Raw genomic sequence first — 22039 nt, 5'->3', positions numbered from 1 at the left:
TCAAAATTGGTTGACGCAGAGTTGCCTCAGCGGGCGGTGCATTGCTGACGATACGGGCCTATACTCGGACCAATCTCTCAAGAAAATCCGAGGAGTAACGCCATGAACCCGCCCGTCGCCGCACGCGCTTCGAAAACCTCCCAACCCTCGCTGCACGACCGCCTGAAGGATCCCTCGCTGCTGCGCGACCGCTGCTACATCGACGGCGCCTGGGTCGGCACGCCGTCGCGCCCCGTCACCAATCCGGTCAACGGCGTCGAACTCGCCAAGGTCCCGGCGTTCAGCACGGCGGAAGCCACGCAAGCGGTCGAAGCCGCCGAGCGCGCATTCCCGGCCTGGGCCAAGCTCACCGCCAAACAGCGCTCCAATACCTTACGCAAATGGTTCGACCTGATCATCGCCAACCGCGAGGACCTCGCGCTGATCCTCACCTCCGAGCAGGGCAAGCCGCTGGCCGAAGCGCTCGGCGAGGTCGATATCGGCGGCGCCTATGTCGAGTTTTTCGCCGAGGAAGCCCGCCGCGTCTATGGCGAAACCATTCCGACCCAGCGGCCGGATGCGCGGCTGCTCGCGATCAAGCAGCCGATTGGCGTCTGCGGCGCCATCACGCCGTGGAATTTCCCCTGCTCGATGATCACCCGAAAGGTGTCGCCGGCGCTCGCCGCGGGCTGCACCGTGGTGCTCAAGCCTGCCAATGAGACGCCGCTGACCGCGCTGGCGCTGGTCGCGCTGGCCGAAAAGGCCGGCGTGCCGAAGGGCGTGTTCAACATCCTCACCGGCAATTCGTCCGCGATCGGAAAAGTGCTGTGCGAGCATCCCGCCGTGCGCTTCATCGGCTTCACCGGCTCGACCGAAGTCGGCAAGATCCTCTATCAGCAGGCTTCCGTCGGCGTGAAGAAGCTCGGCCTCGAACTCGGCGGCAACGCGCCGTTCATTGTGTTCGACGATGCCGATATCGATGCGGCGGTCGAGGGCGCCATGATCTCCAAGTACCGCAACATGGGCCAGACCTGCGTCTGCGCCAACCGCATCTACGCCCAGGACGGGATCTACGACCAGTTCGTCGAAAAGCTTTCGAAGAAAGCCGCGGCGATGAAGATCGGTGACGGCACCGAAGCGGGCGTGACGCAGGGCCCGCTGATCAACATGGCAGCGATCGACAAGGTCGAGAAGCACATTGCGGACGCAGTGAAGGGCGGCGCGAAAGTCGTCACCGGCGGAAAACGCCATTCACTCGGCGGCAGCTTCTTCGAGCCGACGGTGCTTTCGAATGTGAAGCCGGACGCCCTCGTCGCGCACGAAGAAACGTTCGGCCCGCTGGCGCCGGTGTTCCGCTTCAAGGACGAGGCCGAGGTGATTGCGATGTGCAACAACTCGCCGTTCGGTCTCGCCTCTTACTTCTACTCCCGCGATCTCGGCCGCGTCTGGCGCGTCGCCGAAGCGCTGGAATCCGGCATGGTCGGCGTCAACACCGGGTTGATCACCACCGAAGTCGCGCCGTTCGGCGGCGTGAAGGAATCGGGCCTCGGCCGCGAGGGCTCGCATCACGGCATGGAGGAATATGTCGAGATCAAATACGTGATGATGGCCGGGGTGTAGTTCCGGTCAATCGGTGGCGTCACTGGCAAACGCGCCGTGGCGACCGATGCCGGAGGCAAACCGCGTTGCGCCCGACAGCGTTTCGCCCGAGGCGATCACCTCAAGCCCGCCGCGCATTTCGTTGGCAATCGCCTCTTCCTCGGAAAGATCCCATTGCCGCAGCGCCGACAGCCGATCGGCGCGCAGGCATCTTTGCGGAAAGCGCGCGATCTCCCGCGCCAGCGCGATCGCATGCGCCGTGGCTTCGCCCCGGCCGACGACGCGATTGGCGAGCCCCATGCGCAACGCTTCCTGCGCGCCGACTGGGCGGCCGGTGAGGATCAGGTCGATCGCCTGCGAATGGCCGATGAGCCGTGGCAGGCGGATGGTGCCGAGATCGATCAAGGGCACACCAAAGCGGCGGCAGAAGATGCCGAAGGTGGCATCCTCGGCAACCACGCGCATGTCTGCCCACAGCGCGAGCTCCATTCCGCCGGCGACCGCAAAGCCTTCGACCGCGGCGATCACCGGCTTTGACAACCGCAACCGGCTCGGTCCCATTGGCGCGATCGAATCGTGGCCGCCGAGTTCGCGCCGCTTATTGGGATCGCCCGCCGCCACCGCCTTGAGGTCGGCGCCGGCGCAAAAATAGCCGCCGGTCCCGGTGAATACGGCGACGGACGCTGCTCCGTCGGCATCGAAGGCAAGAAACGCGTCGTACAATTTGCGTGCCGTCGCGCCGTCAACGGCGTTGCGGCAATGCGGGCGGTTGATGGAAACGATGGTCACCGGGCCATCGCGTTCGACCAGCACGGAATCGGCTTCGGTCATATCAGGCGCTCCCTCGCATTTTTATGGAGGGAGCTTCGCACCGGACGGGCGTGCAGGGCAATCCTATATCCGCTCGCAATGACGGGGCTAGATTTGCAGCTCTGTCCCCGTCACCCGCCGATACGCTTCGAGATACCGCTTGCTCGTCGCATCGACCACGCTGTCAGGCAGCGGCGGGGGCGGGGCGTCGCCATTCCAGCGGCCGGCGTGGCGCTCGGCGTCGAGATAGTCGCGCAGCGGCTGCTTGTCGAAGGAGGGCTGCGGCCGGCCAGGCTTGTAGACGTCGGCGGCCCAGAAGCGCGAACTGTCCGGCGTCATCACCTCGTCGATCAGGATGATGCGGCCGTCCGCCGCGCGGCCGAACTCGAACTTGGTGTCGGCGATGATGATGCCCTGATGACGGGCGATCCGTTCGCCGAAATTGTAGACCGTGCGCGCCATGCTCTCGAGTTTCTCGGCGACGTCGGCGCCCAAAATCTCGCGCACGCGCGCAATCGTGATGTTTTCGTCATGGCCGGTCTCGGCCTTGGTGGCCGGGCTGAAGATCGGCGCGTCGAGCTTCTCGCTTTCGACGAGACCGTCTTTCAGCTCCTCGCCGGCGAGCGTGCCGGACGCGGCATATTCCTTCCAGGCCGAGCCCGAGATGTAGCCGCGGATCACGCATTCGACCGGGAAGACGGTGGTGCGCCTGCACAGCATCGCGCGCCCGAGAATATCGGCGCGGTGATCTTTCAGGTCAGGCACCTCGCGGATGATCTCGTCGGCATCGGCGCTGATCATGTGATGCGGCACCACGCCTTCGAGCTGGCGGAACCACCACGCGCTGATCTGCGTCAGCACCGCGCCCTTCATCGGAATGGTCTCGGCCATCACGACGTCGAACGCGCTGATGCGGTCGGTGGTGAGCAGCAGCACGCGGTCGCCGCCGACGGCATAGATGTCGCGCACCTTGCCGCGGCCGATCCGGGGCAGGGGCAAATCGCTGGCGAGCATCGCGTTCATTCGGTCAGGCTTTCGAGCAAATTGGGAATACAGAGCAATAGCTCACTCCGGCAGCGGAATGAACTCATGTTCCTGCGGAACGGCTGCAAACCGGCCGGTTTTCCAGTCCTGTTTGGCCTGCTCGATCCGCTCCTTGCTGGAGGAGACGAAATTCCACCAGATGTGCCGCGGCCCCTCCAGCGCGTCGCCGCCCAGAAACATCATCCGCATCGGCCTCACGGCCTTCGCCGTGATGCGGTCACCGGGCCGGAATATCAAGAGGCGCGGCCCCTCATAGCGCTCGCCCGCGATCTCGACCTCGCCGTCGACCAGATAGATCGCGCGCTCTTCATGGTCAGGGTCGAGCGGGACACTGGTCCCGGCTTGCGCCGTCACTTCGCTATAGAACCATGGCGACACCATGCTGACCGGCGATTTCGCGCCGAACGAACTGCCCGCGATGATGCGCGCGGTGAAGCCGCTCTCCTTCACGGTCGGCAGCGCCTCGGCGGCGTAGTGCTGGAACGACGGTGCGATTTCCTCGGAGCCAGCCGGCAGCGCGATCCAGCTTTGCAGGCCCAGCATCTTCTGGCCGTCGCGGCGCTGCACGTCAGGCGTGCGCTCGGAATGCGCGATGCCGCGCCCCGCCGTCATCAGGTTCATGGCGCCGGGCTGGATCTCCTGGATGTTGCCCTCGCTGTCGCGGTGCGTGATCGAGCCGTCGAACAGATAGGTGACGGTGGCAAGGCCAATATGCGGATGCGGGCGCACGTCCATGCCCTTGCCGGCCATGAACTGCACCGGGCCGAAATGATCGAAGAAGATGAAGGGCCCGACCATCTGTCGCTTGCCATGCGGCAGCGCGCGGCGCACCGCGAAACCATCGCCGAGATCGCGGGTGCGCGGCACGATGATGAGATCGAGCGCGTCGCAGGTCTTGGGATCGCCGAGCACGGGATCGTTGGACGGTTGCCAGCTCATGGGGGACTCCTTGATGTTTGCGGAGATCATAGCAGAAACTGCGGGATAGCACTCAAATGCCTCCACATGTCGTCCCTGCCTAGTGCGCAATTGCGCACGGGCGCAGGGACCCATACTCCGTGTCCTATCGTTTGGCGGCAATGGCAGATATCGTCTCCAGCAACTCACAACGGTGGTTATGGGTCCCTGCTTTCGCAGGGAGATATAGGAGAATGATGAGCCATGATCCCTCCACTCAAGCCCGGCGCCAGATTGTTGAAGGTCGATGGTCCCATCCTCGAGACCGCGCGCCTGATTCTGCGCCCATGGCGCAGCGACGACATTGCCGCGAATACGGCGATGCTGTCCGATCCCGATACCGCGCGCTTCATCACGCCTGACGGCAAGGCGATCACCACCGAAATCGGCGGATGGCGCAATGCCGCCGTGATATCGGGGCATTGGGCGCTGCATGGCTTCGGCATGTTCGCCGTCGAGGAAAAATCGAGCCGCCGCTATATCGGCCGCGTCGGGCCGTGGTCGCCGCCGGGGTGGCCGGGCTTTGAGGTCGGCTGGGGTATCGACCGTGCATATCGCGGCAAGGGTTACGCGGTGGAGGCAGCGCGGGCGTCGATCGACTGGGTATTCGCGAGTTTCGAGATTGACGAGATCATCCATTGCATCGAAGCCAGCAACGAGCCGTCCAAGAGCGTCGCGCGACGGCTGGGGGCAAGGAGAGATGGCGAAGTTGATTTGTTAAGCAAGACCAATGAACGCTGGGTGACGTCGCGCGATAGCTGGAAAGGTCAATCGGCGTAAAATTGAACCAAGCGACGACTCGCACTAGATTGACATGCGCGGATGACCGCGCCAACGGACCGACCGAATGCTGCTTTCCACCATCGACATCGCCTTGCGCGGCGCCACCGTGGCGCTGCTGCTGGTGCTGGCGGCGTCGCTGTTTCGCGGCTTCGGCACGGTGCTCGCCGGACGATTGGCCGCGGCGTTCGCGCTGGGGTCGGCGGCGCATGCCGTGACCGCATCGATCGGGGCGACGTCGCAGGTCGCGGCAGTGCATGCGCCTGTGATCGCGCTGTCGACCGGCAATGTCGTGGTGTTCTGGCTGTTCACGCGGGCGCTGTTCGACGAGGCGTTCAGGCTGCGATGGTGGCACGCGCTGATCTGGGCGGCGGTCGCGGCTTTCAGTTTCGTCAATTGCATGTGGCTGGCGCCGGCATCCGGTGTGCGGCTATCCATTATCGCAGTCAATCTGCTGGCGCTCGGCTTTATCGTCCTGGCCGTCGCGCAGACCATCACATCCTGGTCGTCGGATCTCGTCGAGGGCCGGCGTCGCGTCCGCATCTTCATCGTGAGCGCCGCCGCGCTGTATGGCGGGCTGAACGCAGTGCTGCAGATCTCGCTGTCCGGCAGCGGCGCAGCCGAAATTGCCAACACGGTGAATTCGGCCGTGTTGGCCGGAGTGGTGGCAGCGATCTCGACCGCTATGATGCGCGTCGACGGCGCCGACCTGTTCCCGGCGGCGCCTGAGGTTCAGGCCGAGGCAAGCGGCGGGGCGATCGTCGAATCCAGCGCCGTCGATCAAAAGCTGGTCGATGCGCTGATGCGGTTGATGGGCGACGAGCGCATCTATCGCCATGACAACGTTACCATCGGCACGCTGGCGACCAAGCTTGGGATTCCCGAATACCGGCTGCGCAGGCTGATCAATCAGCGGCTCGGCTACCGTAATTTCAATGTCTTCCTCAACGAGCACCGGATCGCCGAAGCCAAGGCCGCGCTGGCCGATCCCAGCCAAGCCGACGTCCCCGTCATTACGATTGCGATGGACGCCGGCTTCCAGTCGCTCGGGCCCTTCAACCGCGCATTCAAGGCGATCACGGGCGTTACGCCGAGCGAATACCGCCGGCTCAAGGCCAGCCCGGCATAGTCGGCATCATATTGTTATCATTTATATATTTCGGAATCGGCGAGGCGTATTGAGCTTTCGGCCAGCGCGAATTCCAAATCCGGCGAGCAGCCAGCGGCCGCTTCGCGATTATCCCGGCACGCGCTGATGCGTCATGCCGGAGGCTCTTCGTGAAACGCCGAAATCTCATCCTCATCCTGGCCACCACAACGGCACTGAGCGCGCTCGCGCTATCGGCGGCCCGAGCCCGCGACGTGCCAAAGGTCGCAACCGGCTTCGTCGCCAACGTGCTCTGCACGGAGACCTTCGTCTCCGGCCTCGACCCGGTGCGGGTATTCGCCGAGACCACCTCGGCGATGCCGGGCGCAGGCCTGATCGCCTGGGCGCTGGACTATCGCGTCGATCGCGTGCGCAAGGACGTCACGGTGACGCTGTTCGGGATAGGCAGGAGCCACGCCGTCTATCGCGGCGAAGGTCTCGGCTGCTATCTCGATCACGGCGGGGCGGTCGCCGACGTCACATTGCCGGCGTCCGATGCAAAGCCGGCGCTGCAGCCCGACATCGCCAGTCCATCCATTGTCGCGCCGCAAACGCCGCAACTGGCCGCCGCGCTCGACCGGGCCTTTGCCGAGCCGGACAAGTCGACGCCACGCCATACGCGGGCGATCGTGGTCATGAAGGACGGGCGCGTCGTTGCCGAGCGCTATGCCGACGGCATCGGCATCGATACGCCACTGCTCGGATTCTCCGCCACCAAATCGGTCATCTCGGCGCTGGCCGGGATCCTCGTGCGCAAGGGAGCGCTGAGGCTGCATGAGCCCGTGCCCATCGCGGCGTGGCAAGGCCCCGGCGACGCCAGGCGCGCCATCACGCTCGATCATCTCTTGCGCCATACCGCGGGGCTTGCGCTCGGCAACTCGTTGCAGGCGTCGCTGGCGTCCGCGCTCGAGCCGGTCAACCGCATGAAATTCATGGAGCCGGATATGGCCGCCTATGCGGAGAGCATGCCGCTGGAAACCGTGCCGGGCGCGGCATGGAACTATCACGATGGCAACACCGTCATCCTCGCGCATCTGATCCGCCAGGCCACCGGCGGCAGCGCATCCAAAATGATGCGCTTTGCGCGGCAGGAATTGTTCGACCCGCTCGGCATGCGCAACGTGACGCTCGAATTCGACGCGTCGGGGAATGCGGAAGCGTCGAGCCAGTTGCTGGCCAGCGCGCGCGACTGGGCGCGTTTCGGTCAGCTCTATCTCAATGACGGCACGGCCGGCGGCAAACGCATCCTCCCCGAAGGCTGGGTGAAATATTCCGCTACGCCAACGCCGAATGCCTGGGTCGGCCAGGGCGCGGGCTTCTGGACCAATCTCGGCGACAGTTTTGGCGCGACCTACCGCACCGAACGCGGCTGGCCGCACGACGCGTTCTTCGCCAAGGGCACGATCGGGCAGTACGCGATCATCGTACCGTCCGAGCGGCTGGTCATCGTCCGGCTCGGCCGTTCGTCGAACTGGCTGCCGGAGGCCGATGGCGTGTTCGATCTCGTGCGCGACGTGGTAGCGGCGACGGGGAGCAAGGGAAAGCTGGCGGGAGCGAATTGACTGCGGGCAGGCCTCACGGCCTGCCGAGACGCGTAGCCCGGATGGAGCGCAGCGAAATCCGGGGGCGGTATGTCAGCGGATGGTCTGATCCCGGATTGCGCTTCGCTCCATCCGGGCTACGTACTACGCACTCAACACGATTACTGCCGTCCCAATTGCGTGGCCTTCTCGACGCGGTCAAATCTTTCGAGCGACAAGATCGCGTCGGCAAGCTGGTCGGCGCGGCCGTTCAGCACGGGGCGGGCGAGCGTGAGGAATTTTTGCTGCATCGCCTGCGCGTCCGGGAACGAATTCGGCTCGCCGGACGGGTCGGCATAGAGCCGCTCATGCACGCCGTCATCGGTGGTGATCGAAACGCGCGCGCCAAAGGGGTGGGTGCGGCCGATCTCGAGGCGGTCGTCCTGCACCACGTCGAACTTGTCGGCCAGCGCGTTGACGGCCGCGTCGCCGAGCCGCTCGTAATCGTCCCAGCCGAAGCTGCCCTGGTCGAGTGCCAGCGCGCCAGTGAAGAACATCGAGAATTGCCCGCCGACGATCGAGGTCGGGTGTCGCTTGGTGGCGGCGTCGCCGGTCAGCGTGATGCCGTTGCGGTGGAGACCGATCTCGACGCGCTTGATCTGGTCCGGCGTCAGATTGTGTTCGCGGCGCATCGCGATCAGCGCATCGAGGGCTGCATGGGTGTAGCGGCAGCTCGGATAAGGCTTCACGCCAATTTTGAGCGTCTCATAGGTCTTGCCGAGGCCCGCGATAGCCTTGTCCGGATGCGCGTCGTCGCTGTAGCCGACGAGGAGACCATGCTTGCCCTCTACAGATTCGGTCGAGCCAACAAAATTGTTGCGCGCCAGCGTCGCTGATATGACGCCGTTCATCGCGGCAGCGCCGACCTGATAACGCTTGTTCCAGGCGCCGTTGACCAGAAACTGCAGCGAGCCCGCGGCCTGGCTGCCAGAAACGCCGAAGGCGGATATGAGCTGGTCTTTCGTAAGGCCAAGCAATTTGCCCGCCGCCGCCGCAGCGCCATACGTTCCTGCGGTCGCGGTCGGGTGGAAGCCGCGCGCATAATGCGAGGTCGGATCGAGCGCGTTGCCGAGGCGGCAGCATACCTCGTAGCCGGCCACGATCGCGGTCAGGACGTCGCGCCCCGATGCGCCGACCATTTCGCCGACCGCAAACGCCGCCGGCACCACGGGCGCGCTCGGATGCAGCGAGGAGTCCGCGTGCGTGTCGTCGAAATCTAGGGAATGGCCAAGCGCGCCGTTGAGCAGGGCGGCGACCGCGGGCGTCCAGGTCTTCGCATCGCCGAACACGGTGGATTCGCCCTTGCCGTCGAGCGCCAGCGCTTCCAACATCTTGAGCAGCGAGGGTGTGGATTCCGCATCCCGCCGCGCCCGGATCGTGCTGCCGAGAAAATCCAGCGTCAGCACCTTGGCGCGCTCCAGCACCTCAGGCGGGATGTCAGTGAATTTCAGGTTGGCGACGTAGCTGGCGAGCGTTGCGGTTTCATTGGCCACGGCGTTGCCTCGTTTGTTCTTGCGTTGAGGTTAGGTACGGCGCAGCCGTGGCGTCGTCAACATCAGTTACGGCGGGTCAGACCCCTGCTTTCCATGCGCAGATCAGAAGATCGATGCGGGTCCTGGCCGTGTTCTCCTCCGGCCATTTTTGCGGCCTCAGGCCGCAACCTGGCGCAGCAGGGCCGGCACGATCAACCGGTGAAACGGCATGATGATCGCGAGATAGGTCCGGCCGAGCCAGTTGTGGGTCTTGACCAGCGTGGTCGCGGTGACCTGCCTGACGCCGCCGGGCGCCGTCACATCCACCACGATGCGAAAATCCAGATGGTGATCGTTGAAGCCGGCAATGAGGCGATCGGGCGTTGCGCTCACGACCGGAAAGATCCCGATCATGTCGCGAGGTACGTTCGGAGTGGCGCCTGAGGTTTTCAGCCCGAGCGGTGCGACCAGCAGATTCCGCAGCGACAGCAGCGCCTCGACCCATCGCGGCTGCCGCGCCATCATCCGCTCCGCTGCGCGGCGGGCGTCGAGATTGCAGTCGCTAATCTCAATGCAAAAGGCGTCGGCGAACTGCGCGCCGGCCAACAGCGTATCGGCATCGACGGCAGGCGTGACTTCGCGGACGGTCATCGGAACGTGAGCTTGTTCGCCAGCAGGCGGAAGCGCAACAGCAGAAGCACGGCATAGACGGCGGTTCCGATCGACAGCCCGATCCACACGCCGACGGCGCCTGATGGTGTCCAGAAGCCGAGCCAGCAGGCGCAGGTGAAACCGATCAGCCAATAGCTGAGGATCGCGAACAACAGCGGCACGCGCGTGTCGTTCATGCCGCGCAACGAGCCGGCGGCGACGGTCTGGATGGCGTCGGCGATGAAGAAAGTCGATCCGACCAGCAGCAGCGTCGCGGAGAGTTCGGCTGTCGCGTCGGCGCTTTCGCCCAGGAAAAGCGCTGCAATGCCAAAGCGGCTGACGATCACAGCGACCGTCAGGACCGCGGCGAGAACGATGCTGAGCCAGATGGCAACGTAGCCAGCGCGCCGGACCGCGCCCGCGTCGCCGCGGCCGATGGCGTGGCCGACCCGCACGGTGGCGGCCATGCCGATGCCGAACGGCACCATGAACAGGATAGCCGCGACCTGCAGCGCAATCTGATGCGCCGCCAACGCGGTCGTGCTGATCACGCCCATCAGGAGTCCTGCGGCGCCGAACAGGCCGTATTCGAGCAGGAACGAGAAAGAGATCGGCGCGCCGATCACGACGAGTTGCCGCATCAGCTTCCAGTCGACGCGCCAGAAATAGCCGAGCACGTGATACTTCCGGAATGGGCGGCGGCGAGCGGCAAACCACAGGCCCGCCAGGAACGTGCCGAGATTGACGATCGAGGTCGCCAGCCCAGCGCCGAACAGGCCGAGTTCCGGCAGGCCGAACGCGCCATACAGCAACAGATAGACCAGCAATGCATTGGCCGGGATCGCAGCCAGTGTGATCCAGAGGATCGGCTCGGGCCGGTTGACCGCGCTCATGAAGCCGCGGATCGCCAGAAACCACAGTCCCGGCAGGATGCTCCAGGTAAGCCCGAACAGATATTCCTGCGCGAGGCGCGCCGCCGTCGGCGCCTGGCCCAGCATCAACAGGATCGGTTCGCCGCGGAATGACAGCGCCATCATCGGCAGCGACATCAGCAGTGCGGCCCACAGGCCGACGCGGAGCGAACGCCGGATCAAACGCGGATCACGCGCGCCGAACGCCTGCGCCGCCAAGGGTGCTACCGCGGATACCAGCCCCATGCCGAAGGTGAAGCTGACAAAGAAAACCGTATGCGCCAGCGTGGCTGCCGCCATCGCCTCGGTGCCGAGGCGGCCGATCAGGGCAATGTCGGTCGTCATCATCGCGATCTGCCCGAGCTGCGTCAGCGCGATCGGAACTGCGAGCTTCAGCGTTTCGGCGAGTTCCAGCGCGAGATGACGCCCGGGCACCACTGTGGAATCGGGCGGCGCAACTGATGTGGCTTCGACTTTTTCGAGCATTGCAACGGACTAACACCGACGAAGGTCAGAAAAGTGACAGCGCGCAGGGTCTAGCGGCCGTCTCGCGCCGGCACACGCGTAATCTTGGCGCCGAGCGCATTGAGCCGTTCCTCGATGCGCTCATAGCCGCGCTCGATCTGGTCGGCGTTGTTGATTGTGCTGGTGCCTTCGGCAGCGACCGCCGCCAGCAGCATGGCCATGCCGGCGCGGATGTCGGGGGAGGTCATCGGCGCGCCGCGCAGCCGGCTCGGGCCCGCCACGATCGCGCGATGCGGATCGCATAGCACGATGCGGGCGCCCATCGAGATCAGCTTGTCGACGAAGAACATCCGCGACTCGAACATTTTTTCGAACATCAGGATCACGCCGTCGCATTGCGTCGCGGTGACGATCGCAATCGACATCAGGTCAGCCGGGAAAGCCGGCCACGGCTGGTCCTCCAGCTTCGGCACATGGCCGCCGAAATCGTCGTGGATCTTCATGGTCTGGCCTGAGGGCACCACGAGGTCGTCGCCCTCGACGCCGCAGACGATGCCGAGCCGTTCAAAGCCCATCCGGATCGAGCGAAGATGCTCGACGCCGGCCTTCGCGATGCGCAGCGGCGAACGCGTCACCGCGGCGAGCCCAATCAGGGAGCCGACCTCGATATGGTCGGGCTGGATCGAATAGCTCGTGCCGCCAAGCGTCGCCGGGCCGTGCACGATGATGGTATTGGTGCCGATGCCCTCGATCTTCGCGCCGAGCGCGACCAGGAAATGCGCGAGGTCCTGCACATGCGGCTCGGAGGCGGCGTTGCGCAGATAGGTGGTGCCATGGGCGGCGACGGCTGCGACCAGCGCGTTTTCGGTCGCGGTGACGCTCGGCTCATCGAGGAACACGTCGGCGCCCTTCAACCTGGTCGCGCGGAACTCCAGCCGGTGCGTTGCGGTGACGGTGGCGCCCAACTGCTCGAACGCCAGAAAATGCGTGTCGAGGCGACGGCGGCCGATGACATCGCCGCCGGGCGGCGGCAGCGCCACCTCGCCGCAACGGGCCAGCAGTGGCCCGGCCAGCAGGATCGAGGCGCGGATCCGCGCGCAGAGTTCGGGATCGAGATCGGCGGCGCGGACTTCCTTGGCGTGGATCGCCAACGTGTTGCGCGCTTTCCATTCAGCCGAGGCGCCGACCGAGCGGATCAGTTCGACCAGCGTTTCGGTGTCGCGGATGCGCGGCACGTTTTCCAGCGTGACCGGATGTTCGGTGAGCAGGGCGGCAGCGATGATCGGCAGCGCAGAATTCTTGTTGCCGGACGGCTCGATCGTTCCCGCGAGCCGGTGGCCGCCTTCAACGATGTATTGAATGGGCGGCACGGGCGCGTCCTGCCTCACACGTCAACATTAGCGCTGAGCGAATTATCCTGGATGAATTCGCGGCGCGGCTCGACCACGTCACCCATCAGCTTGGTGAAGATGTCGTCGGCTTCGTCGACCTCCTTGATCTTCACCTGAAGCAGCGAACGCTCGTTGGTGTCGAGCGTGGTTTCCCAGAGCTGGCCGGGGTTCATTTCGCCGAGACCTTTGTAGCGCTGCAACGCCACGCCCTTGCGGCCGGCGTCGGTCACCGCCTCGAACAGGCTGACCGGCCCGTGGATCGCGGTCTCCGCATCCTTGCGGCGCAACACGCCGGTCGTCTTCGGATAGGACTCCTGAAGTTTAACGGCGTAGTCGTCGAGTTTGCGCGCATCGGCGGAGCCGAGCAGGGCATCGTCGATGATGGCGACATCCTTGACGCCGCGGATGGTGCGCTCGAAGAAGAAGCCTTCGCCTTCGGTGAAACGGCCGGTCCAGCCGCGTTCGACCTCGTCGGCCAGCGCATCGAGGCGCCTGGCGATGTAATCGGCGGCGGCATTGGCGGTAGCGATGTCGCTGGTGATCTTCGGGCTCAGGACGCCGGCAATCGCCGCCTGCTCGACCACCTTGCGGTTATAGCGGCTGTGCAGGTTGTTCAGGATGCCGCGGATGATGCGCGCATCCTCCACCAGCGACAGCAGGTCGCGTCCGGCACGCTCCGATCCCGTCGCCGGCTTGAAAACGCAGTCGTCGAGGCCGGTTGCGATCAAATAATCTTCCAGCGCGCGCTCGTCCTTCAAATACTGTTCGGACTTGCCGCGCGTCACCTTGTAGAGCGGCGGCTGGGCGATATAGAGGTGGCCGCGGTCGATCAGTTCACGCATCTGCCGGTAGAAGAAGGTCAACAGCAGCGTGCGGATATGAGCGCCGTCGACGTCGGCGTCCGTCATCACGATGATCTTGTGGTAGCGCAGCTTGTCGGCCGAGAAGTCGTCGCTGATGCCGGTGCCGAGCGCGGTGATCAGCGTTCCGATCTGCTCGGAGGACAGCATCTTGTCGGTGCGGACGCGCTCGACGTTGAGGATCTTGCCGCGCAGCGGTAGCACGGCCTGGAATTCACGGTTGCGGCCCTGCTTGGCGCTGCCGCCTGCCGAGTCGCCCTCGACGATGAACAGTTCGGACTTGGCCGGGTCCTTCTCCTGGCAGTCGGCGAGCTTGCCGGGCAGCGACGAAATGCTGAGCGGGCTCTTGCGGGTCAGCTCGCGCGCCTTGCGGGCGGCTTCGCGCGCCGCCGCGGCCTGGATCACCTTGCCGACGATGACTTTGGCCTCGCTCGGATGCTCCTCGAACCACGCCGCCAGCGCCTCGTTCAGCACGTTCTCGACGACGGGACGCACTTCCGAGGAAACCAGCTTGTCCTTGGTCTGCGAGGAGAATTTCGGGTCGGGCACTTTCACCGACAGCACGGCGGTGAGGCCTTCGCGGCAATCGTCGCCGGTGAGCGCGATCTTCTCCCGTTTTGCATTGGCCTCGGCATAGCCGTTGACCTGGCGCGTCAGCGCGCCGCGGAAGCCCGCAAGATGGGTGCCGCCGTCGCGCTGCGGGATGTTGTTGGTGAAGCACAGCACGTTCTCATGGTAGCTGTCGTTCCACCACAAGGCAGCCTCGACGCCGATGTCGTTGAGCTCCGCCCGAATCATGATCGGGGCAGGCACCATCGCCTTCTTGTTGCGGTCGAGATATTTGACGAACTCCTCGACGCCGCCGTCGTAACGCATCGCCTCGCGCTTCTCGACCGCGTGGCGCATGTCCGACAGCACGATATTGACGCCGGAATTCAGGAACGCGAGCTCGCGCAGGCGATGCTCCAGCGTCGGGAAATCATATTCGACGTTGGTGAAAGTCGCGGTGGAAGCAAGGAACGTCACCTCGGTGCCGCGCTTGCCGTTGGCGTTGCCGACGACTTCGAGCGGGGCGACCGCATCGCCATGGGCGAATTCGATGTAGTGCTCCTTGCCGTCGCGCCAGACGCGAAGCTGCAGCTTGCTGGACAGCGCGTTGACGACGGAGACGCCGACGCCGTGCAGGCCACCGGACACCTTGTAGGAGTTCTGGTCGAACTTTCCGCCGGCGTGGAGCTGGGTCATGATGACCTCGGCCGCGGAGATGCCTTCGCCCTTGTGAATGTCGACCGGAATGCCGCGCCCGTCGTCGCGCACCGTCACCGAGCCGTCGGCATTGAGGATGACTTCCACGGCGGTGGCGTGACCCGCGAGCGCTTCGTCGATGGCGTTGTCAACGACCTCGTAGACCATGTGGTGCAGGCCGGAACCGTCATCGGTGTCGCCGATATACATGCCCGGCCGCTTGCGCACGGCATCGAGCCCCTTCAGCACCCGGATCGATTCCGCGCCATATTCGACCGGAATGGAATGCTCAGTATCGGCAGGTGTCTGCCGGGCAGGTTCTGTCATGTGAGGCCTTCGAGGGTGTCCCGAATCAGCTGCGCAATATGAGGCGCTGATTGATCTATTTGTGCCATGAAAGAGCCATCGCGCCTAGCGCAATCTCTCCATCAACAAGTCATTGAATAAATGGCGATTTTTTACCCTTTTTCAAGGTCTCCGAGGGCCGATTTTGGCGGTCTCGAAAAGCGCGCTTCGGGGACTGATTCTGCGCTTCGACCGCCGGATTTTTGTGAGTCGTCGCGGTGGGAAATGGCAGGCCGCCGCGGACCTGCTAAAGAGAGGCGGCGCGGCAGCTTGTAGTGGTTGTCCGCCGTCACTGCGATCCCGGATTAGCTCTCCATTGTCCCAGCCTTCATCAAAATATCGGCCCGATGTCGATGGCCTCCGGGCCATCGCCGTGATGCTGGTGCTGAATTTCCATGCGTTCCCGGACGCCATGCCGGGCGGCTTCATCGGCGTCGACGTGTTCTTCGTGATTTCGGGCTTCCTGATCACGGGCATCATCACGCGCGAACTGGAACTCGGCCGCTTCAGCCTGGTCGAGTTCTACAACCGGCGAATCCGGCGCATCTTCCCGGCGCTGATCGTGGTGCTCTCTGCGACATTGATGCTCGGTTGGTTCTGGATGCTGCCACAGGCCTTGGCGCAGCTCGGCAGCGACAGTCTCGCCAGCGCGGCGTTCTTGGCCAATATCGCGCTGTTGCTGCAGTCCGGCTATTTCGACGTCGAGTCCGCCAAAAGCCGTTGCTGCATCTATGGTGGCTCGGCATCGAGGAACAGTTCTATCTGTTCTGGCCGCTGTTGGTATTCGCAGGGATTATCAAATTCGGTCCGCTGACGCTGCTGGAGCGCCACTTGATATTGCTCGCGAGCACGCTCTTGGCCTGGGCGACCTACCGGTTTGTCGAGATACCGTTCCGTTTCGGCCTCCCGAGCCGGCGCAAGATGTTCAGCCTCGGGGCCGGCATGGCGATGATAGCGGTTGCGGGTATTGCCGTCATTTGGGGGCGCGGCTTCGACGTCCGGCTGCCGCCGGAAATCCGCGCGATGGCCACTGTGCCGACGGAGAGCTTCAAGTGGCGGTTTCACGAATGCCTGCTCGATCTCAGCAACGAAACAACGTTTGCCGACACTTGCGTCGATCGCGATCGGCGCCCGCTGGTCCTGATGTGGGGGGATTCGACCGCGGGCGCCCTGCTGCCCGGCCTGCGCAAAGCGCAGGAGCAGCGAAACTTCGGCATCGCGCAGCTTACCTCCAGTTCCTGCATTCCGGCGCTCAACGCCGACATTGCGAGCCTGCCCAATTGCCGCGCGATGAACGACAAGGTTTTCTCACTCGTCCGGCAGATCAAGCCGGATATCGTCTTGCTGCATGGAACCTGGGAAAAATATCTCGACAACGTGGCCGAGACCGTGGTCGCGCTGTAGAAGGAGACGAATGCGCGGGTCGTTGTTCTCGGCGGCGTACCGACGTGGCGGCGCGGACTTCCGTCCGAGGTGCTAAGGTATTTCATCCTCCATCGTGCGCTGATCCCGCAGCGTTCGCCCAATGCCGCACCACCTACCGCCTACGATGCCGTGATGCGCGCCAGGCTCGAGCCGCTGGGCGCGGAATTCATCTCGGCGTCGGACGTCTTTTGCGATGCGCAGGGTTGCCTGACCCGCACTGGCGATGCGGCGAAAGATATTGTCGTGAGCGATCAGGTGCACCTGACCGAAAAGGGATCGGTATTTCTGATCGACTCGATCATCGACCGCTTGCTCGGCGGTGTATCGCCCGCGGGCAGGGCGCGTTAAGGACTCAGACGCGACGGCTCACCTGGCCCGATTCCACGTCGAAAATCTCGCCGGTCGCGCCGATGTCGACGAAGGCGGCCGGATCGGCGCCGGTCATCCAGACCTGTGCGCCGAGCTTTGCGAGTTCATCGAACAGCGCCTTGCGCCTGACGGGATCGAGATGCGCGACGACCTCGTCGAGCAGCAGCAGCGGCACGATGCCGGTCATCTCGGCAACCAGCGTGGCATGGGCCAGCACCAGCCCGATCAGAAGCGCCTTTTGCTCGCCGGTGGAGGCGTCGCGGGCCGGCATATTTTTGGGCGCATAGACCACCTGCAGATCGGTAAGGTGGGGACCGTCGAGCGTGCGGCCGGCCGCGGCGTCGCGGGCGCGGCTGGCGCGCAGGATCTCGCGGTAGCGATCCTCGACTGCGGTCGCGGACTCGTTGACCAGCGCATTTTCCATCCAGCCGTCGAGCATGATCTGTGCCGACGGAAAGGCCGAAGCTTGGCCACGTTCGCGCAGCATCGTTGCCAGCCACGTCACCGTCTGGCCGCGGGTGGCGGCGACCGCGACCGCAAGCTCGGCGGTTTCGCGCTCGATCGCGTCGCACCAGTGGTCGTCATAGTTGCGCACTTCAAGCAGGCGGTTGCGCGAGCGCAACGAGCGGTCCAGCGCCGAGACCCGGCTGGAATGCTCGCTGTCGATCGCCAGCACCAGCCGGTCGAAGAAGCGCCGCCGCTCGGAAGCTGCGCCGAGAAACAGCCCGTCCATTGCGGGCGTCAGCCACACCATGCGCAAATGATCGCCAAAGGCGGTTGCCGAACCCACCGGCTCGCGGTCGATCCGGCAGCGCCGGCTGGTTGACGCCGCCTCCGCGGCGGGCGCATCGATACCGGTGCCGAGCGTGGCGAGCCCCAGCGCGCCCTCGACCTCGGCGGAGACCGCCCAGGAGCCGTCGCCCTGGTTGTCGGCGACATCCTCCAGCGTCGCGCGCCGCAGGCCGCGCCCCGGTGACAGAAACGAGATCGCCTCCAGGCAATTGGTCTTGCCGGCGCCGTTCGGCCCCACCAGCACCACGACATCACTCCGCGCCTGCACGCTCGCCGCGCGGTAGTTGCGGAAGTGCGTGAGGTTGAGGCGATGGATGCGGGAGGGGGTCATGGCCGGTCGTCATTGCCGGGCTTGACCCGGCAATCCATCGTTCGCGTCAGCGGACAATTTCTTCGTAAAGATCGCGCCAATCGGGATTGCCCGCGACGATCAGATCTATTTTCCACTCGCGCGACCAATGCTTGATGTTCTTCTCGCGTTGAAGCGCCGGCGATCGTTTCGTGCGCTTCGAAATAGACCAGTGTCTTGATGCCGTACCGCTTGGTAAAGCCGTCCGCTAGGCCTTCCCCGATGCTCGTAGACGCGCCGAACCAGATTGTTCGTTACACCCACATACAGTGTTCCACCGGGCTTGCTGGCGAGGCTGTACACCCAATAGGTCATTTGGTTTGATGGATTGCCGGGTCAAGCCCGGCAATGACAGTTGGGCTCACACCCGCATCGGCATCAACACGTAGAGCGCGCCCTTGTTGTCCTTGTCCTGCACCAGCGTCGGCGAGCCGGGGTCGGCGAGGCGCAGCACGGCGACTTCGCCTTCGATCTGGGCGGCGATGTCGAGCAGATAGCGCGAGTTGAAGCCGATATCGAGGGCGTCGGAGGCGTATTCGACTTCCAGCTCTTCAGTGGCGCTGCCGGAATCCGGATTGGTCACCGACAGCACCAGCTTGCCGGCGGACAGCGCCAGTTTCACCGCGCGGCCGCGTTCGCTGGAAATGGTCGAGACGCGGTCTACCGCAGCCTCGAAATCCTTCTTGTCGACGATCAGTTCCTTGTCGTTGTTCTGCGGAATGACGCGGCCGTAATCCGGGAAGGTTCCGTCGATCAGTTTTGAGGTCAGCACGACGTTGCCGAGCGTGAAGCGGATCTTGCCCTGTGACAGTTCGATTTTGACTTCGGCCTCATTATCCTCGATCAGCCGCTGCACTTCGCCGACCGTCTTGCGCGGCACGATCACGCCGGGCATGCCGGTGGCGCCACTGGGCAAGGCCAGATCGATCTGCGCCAGCCGATGGCCGTCGGTTGCCACCCCGCGCAGGGTTGCGGCCTTGGCGCTGCCGGCCGTGTGCAGATAGATGCCGTTGAGGTAGTAGCGGGTTTCTTCGGTCGAGATGGCAAACTGCGTGCGGTCGATCAGGCGCTTGACGTCGGCAGCCGCGAGCGAGAACGAGTGCGTCATGTCGCCGGCGGCGAGATCAGGGAAATCGCTTTCGGGCAGGGTCTGCAGCGTGAAGCGTGAGCGGCCGGCGCGGATCGCCAGCACCGAACGGTCGCCGTCGGCTTCCAGCACGATCTGCGCGCCATCGGGCAACTTGCGGACGATATCGTAGAACATATGCGCCGGCACGGTGGTGGAGCCGCCAGTCGCGGTTTCCGCCGCCAGCGTTTCGGTCACCTCCAGGTCGAGGTCGGTCGCCTTCAGCGACAGCCTGGCGTTTTCGGCGCGGACCAGCACGTTGCCGAGGATCGGGATGGTGTTGCGGCGCTCGACCACACGATGGACGTGGCCCAGCGATTTCAGCAGTTGCGCGCGTTCGACGGTGACCTTCATTGCAATATCCGCCAGAGATGGAAAAGCCGGGCGGCCCGTAAAGGCAGCGCCGCGGCATTGGAAACCCGAAAAGCCGGATCAGGATCGGATCTGATCAAACCCCCGGGGGGACCGCAAGGTGGCGCGGATGGCCCGCCGGTGCAAGGGAGGCGAGACCCCGTTCCCCACTTTTGCGGCAGAAAATGGCGGCAGAAAAAAATTCTCCCACCCCAATTCTCCCACATCTGGGATCAGGGGAGGGAGAGGTGGGGGAGGAGCCAAGTTCTTAAGGGGCAGGTCCCGTTCCTGCTCGAGCTTCGGCTCTGATTGAATCAGAGCCGAAGCTCTAGATTCTTGTTTTAGCGCGTTTTCTTCACGCGAACCGGTATCCACCCCGGATCAAGTCCGGGGCAGGCTTTCGCTCGAAAACGCTATAACCGCTATTCCTGCAATTGCCGCTTCAGCGACTCGACCTCTTCGGACAGAGCGATATCCCGGGCCACCAGCGCCTCGATCTTGCGCACGGCGTGCAGCACCGTGGTGTGGTCGCGTCCGCCGAACCGGCGGCCGATCTCGGGCAGCGAACGCAGCGTCAGCGTCTTCGCCAGATACATCGCGACCTGACGCGGCCGTACCACGTTCGCGGTCCGCCGCGACGAGAGCAGGTCCGAACGGCTGACATTGTACTGCCGGGCGACCACCCGCTGGATGTCCTCGATCTTGATCCGCTTCGGTTCCTGCGGGCGGACCAGGTCGCGGACCTCGCGCTCGGCCATTTCCAGCGTCACCGGCTGGGCGTTGAGCTTGGAGTGGGCGAGCAGGCGGTTGATGGCGCCTTCTAGGTCGCGGCCGTTATGGGTGATGGTGCGCGCCAGATAGTCCAGCACCGCTTCCGGTACTTCGAAGCTCGCGTGATGCGCGCGCGCAGCCGCCACGCGCGACTTCAGGATTCCGAGCCGCAGCTCTTCACCGAGCGAGCCCATCTCCACGACGAGGCCACCCGCCAGCCGCGAGCGCACGCGATCGTCGAGGCTCTCGAGATCGGACGGCGGACGGTCGGCGGCGATCACCACCTGGCGGCCGGCATCGATCAGCGCGTTCAGCGTGTGGCAGAACTCGGCTTGGGTCGACTTGCCCTGCAGGAACTGCAGGTCGTCGATCACGAGCACATCAATGCCGCGTAGTGCCTCCTTGAACGCCAGCGCCGTCTGCGTTTTCAGCGCGGCGACGAAGCCGTACATGAACTTCTCGGCGGTGAGATAGAGCACCTTGCGCTCGCTGCCCGAATTGCCGGCCCACGTCACCGCCTGCAACAGATGGGTTTTGCCAAGGCCGACGCCGGCGTGAATATAGAGCGGATTGAACATCACGGCATCACCGCGGCGTCCTTCGGCGACCTGACGTGCGGCCGCATGCGCCAGCGTGTTGGAGCGGCCGATCACGAAGCTCGCAAAGGTCAGGCGCGGGTCGAGTGGCGAGCCGCCGAGCGCATCATGGCTGGCGGATACCGGCGCCGTCGCAGTCGCGCGCAATTCTGGCGCGGGCCGGCCATTGGCCTGCTCGGCGCGGCGTTGATCGGCTGGCGCGATTTCCTTGGCGGGCGCGGCGCAGCGCATCGCGGTGCGCACGGTGAGGTCGATGCGGTGCACTTCCGGCATCTCGGCCTGCCAGCAGGTCAGAACACGGTCGGCGTAATGCGCCTGGATCCAGCTCTTGAGGAACCGGGTCGGAACCGAGAGATGCACGCTTTCGTCCTGCACACCTTCCAGGTCCATGCGCGCAAACCAGCTTGTATAAACGTCCTCGCCCACGGTCGTCCGCAACCGTCCCTTCACGCGCGACCAACGATCCTGTTCCGTATTTGTCATTGCCTGAGAACTTTTCTGAATGAGTAAGTAATGGTGTTTGCGAAATCGGCCGGCGAGTTGACGTGACCTCGACGCGGAGCTTCAGCCATCAGACAAAGATCGGGCGTTCGGCGGAATCGCCGTTTGCTGAGATCAAAGGCTGGATGGAGTGAGAGGCTACCGCGAGGTCAGCGCGTACTCGACGGTCTGCCCGGAGTTCGCGTGGGTGGACGACTGGAAACGTCGTTCAGGGATTCAGAAGCGGTCTCGATGGAAATGAGCGTGCCGAATGTCGCGTTGATTCCGTAAAACATAGTACCTCCCCCTCTCGCCGCGAGAACGCGCGGCGAGCAATCACATCACCAGTGTTTCAAAGCCAGTCTGCCGCTACCGAACATCCGCTTGTCCGACCGCTGCGCCGCCGCGTATCTCAGTCTGTCGTCTTCAACACGTTCACGATCTTCGCGTTCCCACTCGTTGCATCATCGGCCAGCATCTTATTCCCCTTGCCTTATTCCCCTTGTCCGGAACGCACTGAACGCGAGCACCACGCCGGGAAATT

At 64.3% G+C, this 22039-nt stretch carries 16 protein-coding genes and 2 pseudogenes; 6 read left to right on the top strand and 12 right to left on the bottom strand.

Going from position 1 to position 22039, the window contains the following annotated elements; translation table 11 throughout:
• Window positions 1-102 precede the first annotated feature (102 nt).
• Window positions 103-1599, top strand: a complete 1497-nt coding sequence (locus V1279_RS34430) for an NAD-dependent succinate-semialdehyde dehydrogenase (RefSeq protein ID WP_334445173.1) — start codon at window positions 103-105, stop codon at window positions 1597-1599.
• A gap of 6 nt (window positions 1600-1605) precedes the next feature.
• Here the strand turns inward: V1279_RS34430 and V1279_RS34425 are convergent, their stop codons facing one another.
• The 3 genes from V1279_RS34425 to V1279_RS34415 all read right to left on the bottom strand — a co-directional run bounded on the left by V1279_RS34425 (window position 1606) and on the right by V1279_RS34415 (window position 4371).
• Window positions 1606-2409, bottom strand: a complete 804-nt coding sequence (locus V1279_RS34425; RefSeq protein ID WP_334445172.1) for a crotonase/enoyl-CoA hydratase family protein — start codon at window positions 2407-2409, stop codon at window positions 1606-1608.
• Window positions 2410-2496: 87 nt separating this feature from the next.
• Window positions 2497-3411: a phosphoribosylaminoimidazolesuccinocarboxamide synthase gene (locus V1279_RS34420; protein ID WP_334445170.1), complete on the bottom strand. Its 915-nt coding sequence runs from the start codon at window positions 3409-3411 to the stop codon at window positions 2497-2499.
• 42 nt (window positions 3412-3453) lie between these two features.
• Window positions 3454-4371 carry a pirin family protein gene (locus V1279_RS34415; RefSeq protein ID WP_334445168.1) on the bottom strand — a complete coding sequence of 306 codons (918 nt, stop codon included), beginning with the start codon at window positions 4369-4371 and terminating at the stop codon, window positions 3454-3456.
• A gap of 222 nt (window positions 4372-4593) precedes the next feature.
• Between V1279_RS34415 and V1279_RS34410 the strand changes: the two genes are divergently transcribed.
• The 3 genes from V1279_RS34410 (at window position 4594) to V1279_RS34400 (ending at window position 7878) form a co-directional block, all read left to right on the top strand.
• A complete protein-coding gene (locus tag V1279_RS34410; RefSeq protein ID WP_334445166.1) occupies window positions 4594-5169 on the top strand; it encodes a GNAT family N-acetyltransferase in 576 nt (191 codons plus the stop codon).
• A gap of 67 nt (window positions 5170-5236) precedes the next feature.
• Window positions 5237-6298 (top strand): helix-turn-helix domain-containing protein, encoded by a 1062-nt coding sequence (locus tag V1279_RS34405; RefSeq protein ID WP_334445164.1) that lies wholly within the window; start codon window positions 5237-5239, stop codon window positions 6296-6298.
• A 149-nt stretch (window positions 6299-6447) separates the two neighbouring features.
• Window positions 6448-7878, top strand: coding sequence for a serine hydrolase domain-containing protein (locus tag V1279_RS34400; RefSeq protein ID WP_334445162.1), 1431 nt, complete (start codon window positions 6448-6450; stop codon window positions 7876-7878).
• A gap of 140 nt (window positions 7879-8018) precedes the next feature.
• Here the strand turns inward: V1279_RS34400 and V1279_RS34395 are convergent, their stop codons facing one another.
• The 5 genes from V1279_RS34395 to gyrB all read right to left on the bottom strand — a co-directional run bounded on the left by V1279_RS34395 (window position 8019) and on the right by gyrB (window position 15218).
• Window positions 8019-9389 (bottom strand): MmgE/PrpD family protein, encoded by a 1371-nt coding sequence (locus V1279_RS34395; protein WP_334445159.1) that lies wholly within the window; start codon window positions 9387-9389, stop codon window positions 8019-8021.
• Between the two features lie 156 nt (window positions 9390-9545).
• A complete protein-coding gene (locus tag V1279_RS34390; RefSeq protein ID WP_334445157.1) occupies window positions 9546-10019 on the bottom strand; it encodes a DUF2867 domain-containing protein in 474 nt (157 codons plus the stop codon).
• Entirely contained in the window at window positions 10016-11416 is a 1401-nt protein-coding gene (locus V1279_RS34385) for an MATE family efflux transporter (protein WP_334445155.1), read from the bottom strand. The genes V1279_RS34390 and V1279_RS34385 overlap by 4 nt, the downstream gene beginning before the upstream one ends.
• Window positions 11417-11466: 50 nt before the next feature.
• Entirely contained in the window at window positions 11467-12765 is a 1299-nt protein-coding gene (gene murA, locus V1279_RS34380; protein WP_334445153.1) for a UDP-N-acetylglucosamine 1-carboxyvinyltransferase, read from the bottom strand.
• A 14-nt stretch (window positions 12766-12779) separates the two neighbouring features.
• Complete coding sequence (gene gyrB, locus V1279_RS34375) at window positions 12780-15218, bottom strand: DNA topoisomerase (ATP-hydrolyzing) subunit B (protein WP_334445151.1); 2439 nt, start codon at window positions 15216-15218, stop codon at window positions 12780-12782.
• 334 nt (window positions 15219-15552) lie between these two features.
• Here gyrB and V1279_RS34370 point away from each other — a divergent pair, with 334 nt between their 5' ends.
• Entirely contained in the window at window positions 15553-16050 is a 498-nt protein-coding gene (locus V1279_RS34370) for an acyltransferase family protein (RefSeq protein ID WP_334445148.1), read from the top strand.
• A gap of 107 nt (window positions 16051-16157) precedes the next feature.
• Window positions 16158-17009, top strand: a pseudogene (locus V1279_RS34365) (SGNH hydrolase domain-containing protein).
• Window positions 17010-17013: 4 nt separating this feature from the next.
• On the opposite strand, the gene recF reads toward V1279_RS34365, so the two are convergent.
• From recF to dnaA, 4 genes and pseudogenes are all read right to left on the bottom strand, one after another.
• The gene (recF, locus tag V1279_RS34360) at window positions 17014-18153 is read right to left on the bottom strand and encodes a DNA replication/repair protein RecF (RefSeq protein WP_334445146.1); all 1140 of its coding nucleotides are present in this window, start codon (window positions 18151-18153) and stop codon (window positions 17014-17016) included.
• 46 nt (window positions 18154-18199) lie between these two features.
• Window positions 18200-18486, bottom strand: a pseudogene (locus V1279_RS34355) (GIY-YIG nuclease family protein).
• A gap of 46 nt (window positions 18487-18532) precedes the next feature.
• Window positions 18533-19651: a DNA polymerase III subunit beta gene (gene dnaN / locus V1279_RS34350; RefSeq protein WP_334445144.1), complete on the bottom strand. Its 1119-nt coding sequence runs from the start codon at window positions 19649-19651 to the stop codon at window positions 18533-18535.
• Between the two features lie 419 nt (window positions 19652-20070).
• The gene (gene dnaA, locus V1279_RS34345; RefSeq protein ID WP_334445142.1) at window positions 20071-21498 is read right to left on the bottom strand and encodes a chromosomal replication initiator protein DnaA; all 1428 of its coding nucleotides are present in this window, start codon (window positions 21496-21498) and stop codon (window positions 20071-20073) included.
• Window positions 21499-22039 lie beyond the last annotated feature (541 nt).

The sequence above is a fragment of the Bradyrhizobium sp. AZCC 1610 genome (genome assembly GCF_036924515.1).
In the GTDB taxonomy this organism is placed as follows: Bacteria; Pseudomonadota; Alphaproteobacteria; order Rhizobiales; family Xanthobacteraceae; genus Bradyrhizobium.
Note: the sequence above shows the minus strand (reverse complement) of the source record. Positions and strands in the feature narration are given on the sequence as shown.